12 protein-coding genes are annotated in these 12,645 nt (G+C 71.0%); 7 read left to right on the top strand and 5 right to left on the bottom strand.

Annotated features, from left to right (window positions below; all coding sequences use genetic code 11):
* Positions 1-109: 109 nt before the first annotated feature.
* Together OG289_RS41070 and OG289_RS41065 are read left to right on the top strand one after the other, a co-directional pair.
* On the top strand, positions 110-2,782 hold the full coding sequence (locus tag OG289_RS41070; RefSeq protein WP_327319081.1) for a cellulose binding domain-containing protein: 2,673 nt from the start codon (positions 110-112) through the stop codon (positions 2,780-2,782).
* Positions 2,783-2,889: 107 nt separating this feature from the next.
* On the top strand, positions 2,890-3,231 hold the full coding sequence (locus OG289_RS41065) for a hypothetical protein (protein WP_327319080.1): 342 nt from the start codon (positions 2,890-2,892) through the stop codon (positions 3,229-3,231).
* A gap of 62 nt (positions 3,232-3,293) precedes the next feature.
* Here the strand turns inward: OG289_RS41065 and OG289_RS41060 are convergent, their stop codons facing one another.
* Positions 3,294-5,183 (bottom strand): rhamnogalacturonan lyase, encoded by a 1,890-nt coding sequence (locus OG289_RS41060; RefSeq protein WP_327319079.1) that lies wholly within the window; start codon positions 5,181-5,183, stop codon positions 3,294-3,296.
* Between the two features lie 40 nt (positions 5,184-5,223).
* Entirely contained in the window at positions 5,224-6,192 is a 969-nt protein-coding gene (locus OG289_RS41055) for a helix-turn-helix transcriptional regulator (RefSeq protein ID WP_327319078.1), read from the bottom strand.
* A 40-nt stretch (positions 6,193-6,232) separates the two neighbouring features.
* Here OG289_RS41055 and OG289_RS41050 point away from each other — a divergent pair, with 40 nt between their 5' ends.
* Both OG289_RS41050 and OG289_RS41045 read left to right on the top strand, forming a co-directional pair.
* Positions 6,233-6,721, top strand: a complete 489-nt coding sequence (locus OG289_RS41050) for a hypothetical protein (RefSeq protein ID WP_327319077.1) — start codon at positions 6,233-6,235, stop codon at positions 6,719-6,721.
* Positions 6,718-7,272: a hypothetical protein gene (locus OG289_RS41045; protein WP_327319076.1), complete on the top strand. Its 555-nt coding sequence runs from the start codon at positions 6,718-6,720 to the stop codon at positions 7,270-7,272. The genes OG289_RS41050 and OG289_RS41045 overlap by 4 nt, the downstream gene beginning before the upstream one ends.
* Here the strand turns inward: OG289_RS41045 and OG289_RS41040 are convergent.
* From OG289_RS41040 to OG289_RS41030, 3 genes are all read right to left on the bottom strand, one after another.
* Positions 7,226-7,990, bottom strand: a complete 765-nt coding sequence (locus OG289_RS41040; RefSeq protein ID WP_327319075.1) for a class I SAM-dependent methyltransferase — start codon at positions 7,988-7,990, stop codon at positions 7,226-7,228. The genes OG289_RS41045 and OG289_RS41040 overlap by 47 nt on opposite strands.
* A 135-nt stretch (positions 7,991-8,125) precedes the next feature.
* Positions 8,126-8,428, bottom strand: coding sequence for a 4a-hydroxytetrahydrobiopterin dehydratase (locus OG289_RS41035; RefSeq protein ID WP_327319074.1), 303 nt, complete (start codon positions 8,426-8,428; stop codon positions 8,126-8,128).
* Positions 8,429-8,515: 87 nt separating this feature from the next.
* Positions 8,516-9,586: an ADP-ribosylglycohydrolase family protein gene (locus OG289_RS41030; protein ID WP_327319073.1), complete on the bottom strand. Its 1,071-nt coding sequence runs from the start codon at positions 9,584-9,586 to the stop codon at positions 8,516-8,518.
* Between the two features lie 29 nt (positions 9,587-9,615).
* Between OG289_RS41030 and OG289_RS41025 the strand changes: the two genes are divergently transcribed.
* From OG289_RS41025 to OG289_RS41015, 3 genes are all read left to right on the top strand, one after another.
* Positions 9,616-10,440 (top strand): helix-turn-helix domain-containing protein, encoded by an 825-nt coding sequence (locus OG289_RS41025; RefSeq protein WP_327319072.1) that lies wholly within the window; start codon positions 9,616-9,618, stop codon positions 10,438-10,440.
* 121 nt (positions 10,441-10,561) lie between these two features.
* Positions 10,562-11,425 carry a helix-turn-helix domain-containing protein gene (locus OG289_RS41020; protein WP_327319071.1) on the top strand — a complete coding sequence of 288 codons (864 nt, stop codon included), beginning with the start codon at positions 10,562-10,564 and terminating at the stop codon, positions 11,423-11,425.
* Positions 11,426-11,472: 47 nt separating this feature from the next.
* Complete coding sequence (locus tag OG289_RS41015; protein ID WP_327319070.1) at positions 11,473-12,294, top strand: SAM-dependent methyltransferase; 822 nt, start codon at positions 11,473-11,475, stop codon at positions 12,292-12,294.
* Positions 12,295-12,645 lie beyond the last annotated feature (351 nt).

Raw genomic sequence — 12,645 nt, 5'->3', positions numbered from 1 at the left:
GCCGCCCGGCAGTCGCACGTCCCGTTTCCCCCGCACCGTTTTCCTCCCGCACCGATCACCTCCCGCACCGATCTCCTCCCACATGGCTTAGCGAGGAAGGACCCCCACCGTGCGAAGAACCCGCATCCTCACGGCCGTACTGGCGCTCGCCGCCGGCCTGATAGCGGGCAGCCCGCCCGTGCTGGCCGCGGACGGCAGCCCGAAGGCCACACTGGCCGCAGAGTCGTACACCTGGAAGAACGCCCGGATCGACGGTGGCGGCTTCGTGCCGGGCATCGTCTTCAACCGCAAGGAGAAGAACCTCGCCTACGCGCGCACCGACATCGGCGGCGCGTATCGCTGGCAGGAGTCGAGCAAGACGTGGACGCCGTTGCTGGACTCGGTCGGCTGGGCGGACTGGGGCCACACGGGCGTGGCGAGCCTGGCCTCCGACTCCGTCGACCCGAACAAGGTGTACGCGGCGGTCGGCACGTACACCAACAGCTGGGACCCGGGCAACGGGGCGGTGCTGCGTTCCGCCGACCGGGGCGCGAGCTGGCAGAAGACCGACCTGCCGTTCAAGCTGGGCGGCAACATGCCCGGCCGGGGCATGGGTGAGCGCCTCGCGGTCGACCCGAACAGGAACAGCGTGCTGTATCTGGGCGCGCCGAGCGGGAAGGGGCTGTGGCGGTCGACGGACTCGGGTGTCACCTGGTCGCAGGTGACGAACTTCCCCAACGTCGGCAACTACCAGCAGGACCCGGCCGACACGAGCGGGTACGCGTCCGACAACCAGGGCATCGTCTGGGTCACGTTCGACGAGTCCACGGGTACGTCCGGCAACGCGACGAAGACGATCTACGTCGGGGTGGCCGACAAGGACAACGCGGTGTACCGCTCGACGGACGCGGGGGCGACCTGGACGCGGCTGGCCGGGCAGCCGACGGGATACCTGGCACACAAGGGTGTACTGGATACCGTCAACGGATATCTGTATATCGCGTACAGCGACAAGGGCGGTCCGTACGACGGCGGCAAGGGCAGGCTGTGGCGGTACGCGACGACGACGGGGACCTGGACGGACATCAGCCCGGTGGCGGAGGCCGACACGTACTACGGCTTCAGCGGGCTGACGGTCGACCGGCAGAAGCCCGGCACGGTCATGGCCACCGCCTACAGTTCCTGGTGGCCGGACACGCAGATCTTCCGCTCCACGGACAGCGGCGGCACCTGGACGAAGGCGTGGGACTACACCTCCTATCCCAACCGCTCGAACCGGTTCACCATGGACGTCTCCTCGTCGCCGTGGCTGACCTGGGGCGCCAACCCGTCGCCGCCGGAACAGACTCCCAAACTCGGCTGGATGACCGAGGCGTTGGAGATCGACCCGTTCAACTCCAGCCGCATGATGTACGGGACGGGCGCGACGCTCTACGGCACGGATAACCTGGCCAACTGGGACAGCGGAGGCCAGTTCACCGTCAAGCCGATGGTGCAGGGACTGGAGGAGACGGCGGTCCTCGACCTCGCCTCTCCCCCGTCCGGCGCCCCGCTGCTCAGCGCGCTCGGCGACATCGGCGGCTTCCGCCACACGGACCTGACCAAGGTGCCGTCGATGATGTACACCTCGCCGAACTTCACCTCGACGACCAGCCTGGACTATGCCGAGACGAACCCGAACACCGTGGTGCGCGTCGGCAATCTGGATTCGGGCCCGCATGTGGCGTTCTCCACGGACAACGGCGCCAACTGGTTCGCGGGGACCGACCCTTCGGGGGTCAGCGGCGGCGGTACGGTCGCCTCGGCGGCGGACGGCAGCCGCTTCGTGTGGAGCCCGGCGGGCACCGGTGTTCAGTACACAGCCGGTTTCGGTACGTCGTGGTCGGCGTCGAGCGGGATCCCGGCCGGCGCGATCGTCGAGTCGGACCGGGTCGATCCCAAGACGTTCTACGGCTTCAAGTCAGGGAAGTTCTACGTCAGTTCGGACGGCGGCGCCACCTTCACCCCGTCCGCGGCGACCGGCCTGCCCAGCGGGGACAGCGTGCGCTTCAAGGCACTGCCCGGCGTCAAGGGCGATGTCTGGCTGGCGGGCGGGGCGACCGACGGCGCGTACGGGCTGTGGCACTCCACCGACTCCGGCGCGACGTTCACCAAGCTGTCGACCGTCGAGCAGGCCGACACGATCGGCTTCGGCAAGGCGGCGACGGGGGCGTCGTACCAGACCCTGTACACCAGCGCGAAGATCGCCGGTGTCCGCGGCATCTTCCGCTCGACGGACAAAGGCGCGACGTGGACCCGTATCAACGACGATGCCCACCGGTGGGGTTGGACGGGCGGGGCGATCACCGGCGACCCGCGCGTCTACGGCCGGGTGTACGTCTCGACCAACGGCCGCGGTGTCGTCTACGGCGACACCTCCGACACGAGCGGCGGCGGCAGCGGCGGCGGTGACGGGGGTACGGACCCCACACCCACCCCGACGGGCGCCTGCGCGGTGACGTACACCATCACCAACCAGTGGTCGGGCGGCTTCCAGGCGGACGTCAAGCTGGCCAACACGGGCACGAGCGCGTGGTCCGGCTGGAGTCTCAACTGGGCGTTCGCGGGCGGCCAGACCGTCTCTCAGCTCTGGAACGCCGACTACACACAGTCGGGTTCGACGGTGACGGCGAAGAACATCAGCTGGAACGCCAACGTGGGGGCCGGCTCGTCCGTCAGCTTCGGCTTCACGGGAAGTTGGTCGGGCACGAACGCGAAGCCGACGGCATTCAAGCTCGGTGACCAGAACTGCACGGTGAGCTGAGCCCGGCACCGGTCAACCGGATGATCTCGTTCAGCTCCACGACCGAGTTCTCGCTCATACGATCGATCCTGCCTCCACCCAGGAGGCAGGAGAGCTGGGAGGGGAACATGGGAGTGTCCAGACGTGCCCTGCTGGGCTATTCGAGTTCGGCGGCGGCAGGCGCGGTCCTCGCGTCCGCCGGCTCGGCCCAGGCCGAGGAGAGTGAAGTCACCGAGCAGGCGGACGAGTCGACCCCGGCGTGGGGCTACAACGTCCAGTTCCGTGGTGTCACCCCGCCGGGCCCGGAAGAGGGGTCCATCAGCGTGACCTTCACCATCGACATGATGCCCGGGTCGACGGCGCAGGACGTCACCGCGCTGGATGTCGCCAACTCCATCAACGAGCTGCTCACCTCTCATGGATGGCCCTCCATCCAGTTCTACGGGAACGTGCCCAAGGCCCTGAACTGACCTACCGCACGGACCGCGAAGAGGCCCCGTCCGACCTCGGGCGGGGCCTCGTCACGCCCGCGTCAGGGGGTGTACACAATCGGCCTGGGCGCCGTGGCCATCCCGTTGCCGATGAAGAAGCTCGGGTGCGGCGGCTGGTTGTACGCGGTGTTCTGCCAGGCCAGTCCCGTGCGGTACATCGTGTCGTGCAGGAGGGTCGTGATCCTCGTCGTCGTCTCGTACGGCGTCGAGTAGATGCGCAGTGCCGTGTTGTCGCTGGTCGGCCAGACGACCTCCTCGCGCCAGTCGCCGAGGATGTCGCCGGACAGGGACGGGGTCGCCTTGGTGCTGTTGTTGGAGTGGACGCCCGAGCCGGTCAGCAGGCGGGTGTCCGAGGACGTGCCGTACTTGTCGATGTGGGTGCTGTCGAGGAGTTCGCGGGTGGTGTCTGCGTCCCACCAGGACAGGAAATTGACGGAAGACGGTTCCCGGCCCTTTGTCGCGCCCGCCTCGTCGCGGATGGAGGAGTCGGATGCGGACCAGACCTCGGCTCCGTCGTTGCCCGCCCAGACGTCACCGGCGACACCGCGGCCGTTGTCACAGCAGGCGGCGAGCTTCCAGTTGACGGTCCCGTCGGCCGGGTCGATGTACAGCTCGGCCGGCTGGCTGCTCGACTCCGAGACCTTGAAGTACTCCAGGCCGGCGTGGGAGGGGTCGAGGTCGCCGAGGTGCTGGGCGTCGCCGTGCCCTGTCTTGGTCGTCCACAGGCCGTTTCCATTGTCGTCGACCGCCATCGCGCCGTAGACGATCTCGTCCTTGCCGTCGCCGTCGACGTCCCCGACGGAGAGGCTGTGCGAGCCCTGGCCGTCGTAGCCCTTGCCTGTGTTGGTGGAGGAGCTGGTGTCGAAGGTCCAGCGACGGGTGAAGGCGCCGCCGCGCCAGTCCCAGGCGGCGATCACGGTACGCGTGTAGTAACCGCGTGCCATGATCAGCGAGGGCCGGGAACCGTCCAGGTAAGCGGTTCCGGCAAGGAAGCGGTCGACACGGTTTCCGTAGGAGTCGCCCCAGGACGAGACCGTGCCGCGGGCCGGGACGTAGTCGACGGACTGCATCGCCTTGCCGGTCTGGCCGTTGAACATGGTCAGGTACTCGGGGCCGGACAGCACATAGCCGCTGGAGTTGCGGTAGTCGGCCGACGAACTGCCGATCACCGTGCCCGTGCCGTCCACCGTGGCGTCGGCCGTCTTCATGGCGACCTCGGCCTTGCCGTCGCCGTCGTAGTCGTACACCTGGAACTGCGTGTAGTGGGCGCCGGAGCGGATGTTGCGGCCCAGGTCGACGCGCCACAGGCGGGTGCCGTCCAGCTTGACGCCGTCGACGATCGTGTTGCCGGTGTAGCCGGACTGCGAGTTGTCCTTGGCGTTCGTAGGCTGCCACTTCAGGACGATGTCCAGGGCGCCGTCGCCGTCCAGGTCTCCGACGGAGGCGTCGTTGGCCTCGTAGGTGTAGGCGACGCCGTCCGGGGTCGTGCCGCCGGCCGGCGCAGTGATGGGCACGTCCTTGTAGCCGGTGCGGAACTGGATCGCGTGGACCGAGTCGGCCTGTTCGACGCCGTTGACGATGGCGCGGACGGTGTAGTCGGCCTGGGCCGGGGCGCCGGAGTGGAAGTAGTTCGTGGAGCCGGTGATCGGGGTCGCGTTCACCTTCGTGCCGGCCCGGTAGACGTTGAAGGAGACGCTGTCGGGATCGGTGCCGAGCCAGCGCCAGCTGACCAGGTTGCCGCTGTCGGTGTGCACGCTGACGACGCCCCGGTCGAGGGCCTCCACCTGGCGGGCCGTGGCGGCCTCGGCCGTGCCGGTGGCGAGCGTGGTCAGTCCGGCGCCGACCAGGGCCGTGACGGCGGCCAGCGCGGAGAGGACGACCCTTCGTCTGCGGTGCCTGGGCGGATGCGAGTGCGGGTGCGGGTGCTGCACGAGACGTACCTCCCGGGAGGGACGGACGGGTTCCGTACCTTCAGTTGCCGCCATAAGCGGGCGGGTTGCCGTATCGGGCGGCCAGTTCCGTCACGGTCCGGGCGATCCGCTCACGCAGCTCCGGCGGTTGGAGCACCTCGATGTCCGCGCCCAGGCGCAGGAATTCGGCGTGGGCGTGCTCGACGGACTCGATGGGGACCGTCATCACCGTCCAACCGCCTTCATCCGAAGGCCCGTTGAGCCTTGTCGCGCGGGCGAGCGTGACCCCCGGCGCCAGCCGGACCACCGCCTTCGCCTTGTCCCTGTACAGCCGTTGCTGGAAGCCGCGTTGGTACGCCGCCCAGTAGGCGGCCAGGTCGAAGTCGGCCGGCCGGGTGAACTCCTCCTCGGAGGTGTCGAGTTCGAGGATCTGGTCGATACGGAAGGTGCGCGGGCCGGGGCCGGCGACGACGTACCAGCGGCCTGCCTTCAGCACCAGACCGTAGGGTTCGAGCCGGCGTTCGACGTCGGTGGGCTCGCGCCAACGCCGGTACACGATGTGCAGGATCCTGTTGTTCCATGCCGCGTCGGCGACCGCGGACAGATAGGGCACGTCATCCGCGCCCGCGTCCGTGTACCAGCCGGGCGCGTCCAGGTGGAAGCGGCCGCTGATCCGGTCCGCGTGTACCCGTAGCTCCGGCGGCAGCGCGGCGCGCACCTTCAGCTGGGCCGCGGCCAGGACCGGACCCAGGCCGAGCTGGGCGGCGGGGCCGGGGACACCGGCGAGGAAGAGGGCCTCCGCCTCGTCGGCGGTCAGTCCCGTGAGGCGGGTACGGTATCCGTCGAGCAGGCGGTAGCCACCCGCGTGACCGGCGTCGCCGTACAGCGGAACGCCCGCCGCACCCAGCGCCTCCACGTCCCGGTAGACCGTGCGCACCGACACCTCCAGCTCCTCGGCGAGCTGGGCGGCCGTCATCCGGCCCCGGGTCTGGAGCAGAAGCAGGATGGAAACGAGTCGGCTGGACTTCACTGACACATGGTGTCAGTGAAGTGGGCCTAGCGTCCTGCCCATGGCCTTCACCGAGAAACTGCTGACCGTGCCCCCGCCGATCGAGGTGGCGGGGCGGCGGATCAAGCGCTACCACGTCACCGCCGACCCGGCGGGCATCGCGCCCGAGGTGGAGAAGGCGGCGTACGCGATCCTCCCCGAGCTGCTGCCGGAGCCGGACGGGACGCCGCCGGCCACGTTCGTCGTCCTGCACCGGGGCGGTGACGACGGCGCCTACCTCAACGCGTACAGCTGGGTGTGGGACAACGTCCTGCACTTCCGGGCCGCGGCCGCGGGCCAGCCGGTGCTCGGCTGTCCGGACGACGTCCCCACGCACTTCGTCGTCCCCGACCGCCCCTGGATCGGCTGTGTCTGGGAACTGCCGCCGATCCTGCACGAGCGGGACGCCTGGGTTCGGCACATGCTCGCCCGCGAAGCGCCCGAAGTCCCTGACCTCGACGCCTACTTGGCCGATTCCCTGCCCGAAGGAACCACTGGAGACCGCTCATGAGCAGCCCGCACGACTTCGACTTCCTCCACGGCGAGTGGGAGGTCCGCCACCGTCGGCGCACCGACTTCCTCGACCCCGGCAGCGACTGGGAGGAGTTCCCGTCCACGGCCCGCTGCCGGCCGCTGTTCGACGGGGCCGCGAACATCGACGAGATCGACATGCCGCACCTCGGGGAGAAGGGGCTGACGCTGCGGCTCTTCGACCGCGAGAGCGGCCGGTGGTCGCTGAACTGGTCCTCCAGCAGCAGCGGCCGGCTGTTCCCTCCGGTGGTCGGCCGCTTCGGCGGCCCCAGTGCCTCCGATGCCTCCAGCCCCTCCGATGCCTGCGTTGCCTCCGACGAGGGCCGACGCGACCGCGGCGAGTTCTACGGCGACGACACGCACGACGGCAAGGACGTACGGGCCCGGTTCATCTGGTCGGGGGTGTCCGCCGCCTCCGCCCGCTGGGAGCAGGCCTTCTCCCTGGACGGCGGGGAGACCTGGCTGACCAACTGGGTCATGGACTTCAGGCGTCCGGGAACGAACCGGGAACCGGTTTCCGAAACGCCCTGAGCGTGAAGGCGGGGTCCGGGCGGGGCCGGTCCTGGTCGGGCAGGGCCGCGAGGCGGGCCGCGAAGCCGTCGGCCAGGGGGTCTCCGGGCGGCAGGGTGACGAACCAGCCGCGCCGCAGGTCGGCGATGGCCCGGCGCGGGCTGCGGCCCTGTCCCCTGCCGGGGAAGCGGGCCTGCCCGGCCGGGACCAGGCCGCATCCGCCGGCGTACGACTCCACGAGCGCGGCGGTGTCGGAGGCCGGACTGCGCGGGCGGGAGGCCAGCACGACATCGATGTCGCTGCCCACGTTGTGGGAGGCGCCCTTGTCGACCGTGGTGACGTACACGCCGCCGGGCCGTAGCACCCGGGCGCACTCGGCGACGATCCGCCGCGCGTCGGCGGGGTCCTCCACGAGGTGCAGCAGCCACACGCTGGTGACGGCGTCGAACTCCGCGTCCCGGAAGGGAAGTCGGCGGCCGTCGGCGAGAACGACCGCGCCCGGCAACCGGGCGGCGGCGTGCCGGGCCATGGCGGGCGCCCGGTCCACGCCCGTCACCCGCAGCCCCTCCCGCCCGGCTACGAGGCGCCGGCTGACGATGCCCGTGCCGCAGGCCACGTCCAGCAGGCTGCGCGCCCGAGCCGGGACGAGGCCGAGGACGCCCTCCGCGGCGGCGGCCGCCCTGGGCTCGCCGCCGCGCGAGGCGTCGTAGCGTTCGGCTTCCTCGTCGTAGTCCAGCAAGCGCGCTCCCTGTTCCGTCGCCGCCGTGTCCGTACCCCTGCCCGTACCCGTACCCGTACCCGTACCGGTACCCGACCCGCATCTGCGCCTGCACCTGCACCTGCACCTGCACCGGTCCTCGTCCGATGCGGCGGGTCAGTGGGCGCCGTGGGCCGGCGCCACAGCCTCCACCCGGCGGGCGAGTTCGACGTCGAGGTCGGTGACGGCGTCGCCCGCGCTGTGGGTGTTCACGGCGAGGGAGACCGTGTTGTAGCCGAGGGTGAGCTCGGAGTGGTGGTTGAGTTCATCCTGGATCTGCGCCACGTGGATGACCAGGGAGGTCGCGGCGAAGTGGGAGCCGAGGCGGTAGGTGCGGCTGAGGCGGCCGCCGTCCGAGGACCAGCCGGGCAGCTCGGACAGATGCTCCTCGATCTCCTTCTGCGACAGCGGTCCGGCCATGACCCGGCTCCCTTCCTGGATGGCGCGTACCTGTCCAGCGTGCCACAGGACGGGCGTGGCGACCCTGGTCAGAAGGGTTCCCCCTGGTCAGTCACGGACGACTTCGGCGGCCAGGTCGTCCGCCAGCGCGGCGATCACGGCCCGGCCCTCCACCTGCTCCAGCCACTCGTGCGGCAGCCCGACGTCGCCGTGCCGGGCGCCCAGGATGTTGCCGCAGATCGAGCCCGTGGAGTCGCTGTCGCCGGAGTGGTTCACGGACAGGAGCAGGGCGTCCTCAACCCGGCGCGTGGCCAGCGCCGCGTAGACCCCGATGGCGAGGGCCTCCTCGGCGACCCAGCCTGCGCCCAGCCGCTCCACCGTCTCGGGGCCCGGCTCGCCCTCGGCGGCCAGGTCGAGGGCCTGGTTCAGGGCGGCCGAGGTCTCCTCGTGGCCGGGGTGGCGGGCGAGCAGGCGCAGGGTGCGCAGGGTCGCGGCCTCCACGGACTCCCCCCGCAGCAGGTGGGCGACGATCACGGCGAGCGCTCCGGCCGCGTAGTAGCCGGTGGGGTGACCGTGGGTGGTCTGGGCGCAGCGGGCGGCCATGGCGAAGGCGTGGCGGGCGGAGGGGTGGGCGAGGCCGAAGGGCGCCGAACGCATCACGGTCCCACAGCCCTTGGAACCGGGGTTGACCGGGCCGGGCGCGCCGCTCAGCTCGGCCCACGGGTCGGGGACGTACTCCTGGGCGAGCCCGGACAGGCAGGCGTTGCCGGGGGCGCGGCGGGCGTACAGCCAGGGTTCGGCGAGAAGGCCGCCCCGCACCCCGTCGGCCGGTCCCGGCCGCTGCTGGGTCTCGAGCCAGCGCCCGTAGGCCTGGCGCACCAGGGCCGTCTCCGCGCCGGTGATCCCCTTGAGCCGGGCCCTCCTGGCCGCCGTACGCAGGCCCTCGACGGTGAACAGGGTCATCTGGGTGTCGTCGCTGACGCGGCCGACCACGCCCTCGTCGTCGGGCACGAGCCGGGTCAGGCCCCTCGGGCCGTGGGCCGCGCGGATGCGGTCGAGGGAGGAGAACTCGATGGAGTAGCCGAGGGCGTCGCCGAGCGCCCCGCCGAGGAGGCAGCCCCGTACCCGGGCGCGGTACACCGCCGCCGACTCCAGGGAAGACTTCCGCCAGTCGTTCATCCGCTCGCTCCTCAACTACGTTCGTACGTATGGCCATTGTCGCGACCGGTAGGAACGCCCCGTCCGTCGCCCCCGCCGGCCAGGGAGTGGGACCACTGCTACGGGCGTGGCGGGAGCGGCGGCGGATGAGTCAGCTGGCGCTGCGCGCCGACTCCTCGGCCCGGCACATCAGTTTCGTCGAGACGGGCCGTTCCCGGCCCAGCCAGGAGATGCTGCTGCGGCTCGCCGAGCACCTCGACGTGCCCGTACGGGAGCGCAACGCGCCGCTCCTGGCGGCCGGTTACGCCCCGCACTACCCGCAGACCCCGCTGGACGACCCGGCGCTGGACGCGCTGCGCGCGGGCCTGGACCGGCTGATTCAGGACTACGAGCCGTATCCGGCGCCGGTGACGGACGCACGGTACGACGTGGTGGTGGCCAACCGGGGCATCGCGATGCTGCTGGACGGCGTCCCGGCGTCGCTGCTCACGGCCCCGCTCAACGCGATGCGCCTCACCCTCCACCCGCAGGGCCTGGCGCCGCGCATCCGCAACCTGCGCGAGTGGCGCGGCCACCTGCTCGCGCAGATGGAACGCCAGATCGCCCTGCACCGCTCGGCGCCGCTGCGGGAGCTGTACGAGGAGGTCGCCGCGTACCCGGTCGCGGAGTCCGCGCCGGCGTACGAACCGGCGGAGCCCGTCCCGTACTTCGCGCTGCCGATGCGGATCGAGCACGAGGGGCGGATCCTGTCCTTCGTCTCGTCCGTCTCCACCTTCAACACCTCCATGGACGTGACCGTCGCCGAGCCGGCCGTCGAGACGTTCCTCCCGGCCGACCCCGCCACGGTCAAATACCTTCACTCACTGATGAACTGACAGGACATCGGGTGAACCGTCGGATGGCAGACTCAGATGAACGTTCGATCCGTTCCGGTGAGACCGGGGCCGGAACGTGGCACACTGGCCCGCGTGCCTCGACACGTAGGGGAGACGTGGCGTGAGTGAGCGACGGCCCGCACCCACGGTGGGTCAGGTGGTACTGGGCAGACGGCTGCAGGAGTTGCGCGAGGCGGCCGGCCTCGGCCGCGAGGAGGCGGCCCGCGCCCTGCGCGTGGCTCCCGCGACCGTACGGCGCATGGAGACGGCCGACGTCGCGCTGAAGGTCCCCTATGTGCAGGTGCTGCTGGAGACGTACGGCGTCCCCGAGGACGAGGCCGAGGCGTTCGTCTCGCTCACCGAGGAGGCGAACCGGCCCGGCTGGTGGCAGCGGTTCCACGACGTGCTGCCCGAGTGGTTCAGCCTGTATGTGAGCCTGGAGGGCGCGGCCCGGCTGATCCGCTCCTACGAGCCGCACTTCGTGCCCGGGCTGCTGCAGACCGAGGACTACGCACGCGCCGTGCTGGAGGCCGGGACGGTCGGACGCACGACCCCGGCCACGATCGAGCGGCACGTGTCGCTGCGCATGGCCCGCCAACGGCTGCTGGAGGGCACCGACCCGCCCCATCTGTGGGTGGTCATGGACGAGACGGTGCTGCGCCGCCCGGTGAGCGTGGACGCGGCCGTGATGGCCGAACAGCTCGACAGGCTCATGGAGTTCGCCGAACGCGACCGGATCACCCTGCAGGTCTCCGAGTTCGCGGCCGGTCCGCATCCGGGGACGTCCGCGCCGTTCTCGCTGTTCCGCTTCGCCGAACCCGAACTGCCCGACATGGTCGTCACCGAGTATCTGACCGGCGCGCTGTACCTCGACGACCGCAAGGAGGTCTCCGCGCATCTGGAGGTCCTCGACCACATGACGACGCACGCCGCGTCCGCGCAGCACACCAAGAAGATCCTGCGGGACGCCCGCGCGAGCTGCTGAGCACGGCCCGTCCCCGCTTCCACCCCCCCTTCCAGGAGCAGACCCGCATGACCGGATCCGAGGCAGAGCAGGCCGCCGCCCGCATCGACACCAGCCGGCCGCACCCGGCCCGGGTGTACGACTGGTGGCTGGGCGGCAAGGACAACTACCCGGTGGACGAGGAGCTGGCCCGCAGGATCCTCGCCGTGGACGGGACGGTGGTGCGCGGGGCGCGGGCCAACCGCCGGTTCATGCAGCGGGCCGTCCGGGCGGCGGCCGAGGCCGGGATCCGCCAGTTCCTGGACATCGGCACCGGCATCCCCACCGAGCCCAACCTGCACCAGGTGGCTCAGGGCGTGGCCCCGGAGTCCAAGGTGGTGTACGCGGACAACGACCCGATCGTGCTGCGGCACGCGGAGGCACTGCTGCGCGGCACCACCGAGGGCTCCACCCAGTACGTGCACGCCGACGTCCGCGACCCCGACACGCTGCTACGACGGGCCGCCGACACCCTGGACTTCACGCGGCCCCTCACGCTGTCACTGGTGGCGCTCACGCACTACCTGGGCGAGGACCCCGCCGGGGACGACGTGTACGGCCTGCTGAAGAAGTACGTGGCCGCACTCGCCCCCGGCAGTTGGCTGATCCTCTCCCAGGTCACCCCGGACCTGAGCCCCGAGGCCATCGGGAAGGCCGCCGAACACTTCCGGCGCAGCGGCACCCCCTTCCACCCCCGCTCGCTCGCCGGGTTCTCCCGCTTCTTCGAGGACCTGGAGCTGCTCGGTCCGGGCGTGATCCCCGTCTCCGGCTGGCGGCCGGAACCACAGGACGTGGCGGCCCAGGCGGAGGGCATCGTGCCGGTGTACGCGGGGGTCGCCCGCAAGGGCTGAGCCCCAGGCGTCGCGGCCACTCGCCGCACATCCGACGCGGCCGACCCGCCCCGGTAGCATCGGTTACCGGGAGTCAACGATGCTTCACGGGCGGGTGCCGCGGGGGAAGCGGTCATGGCCAAGAAGTACGTCCTTCACCTCAGAGGGGTCGTGGCGCCCACCCCGGCATCGGGTCCGCGCTGCGCGCCGCGGCCGGGCGGGGCCGGGCCGCGCGGGTCGAGATCGCGCCCGGCCACTACGAGGAACCGCTGCCGCTGACTCTCCAGGGCGAGATCGAGCCGGTCGCGCTCGGTGAGCCCGGTTCCGTGGTGGTGAGCCGGTCCCGGGGCACCGTGCTCGACACCTTCGGGC

This window comes from Streptomyces sp. NBC_01235, from assembly GCF_035989285.1.
GTDB lineage: Bacteria > Actinomycetota > Actinomycetes > Streptomycetales > Streptomycetaceae > Streptomyces.
Note: the sequence above shows the minus strand (reverse complement) of the source record. Positions and strands in the feature narration are given on the sequence as shown.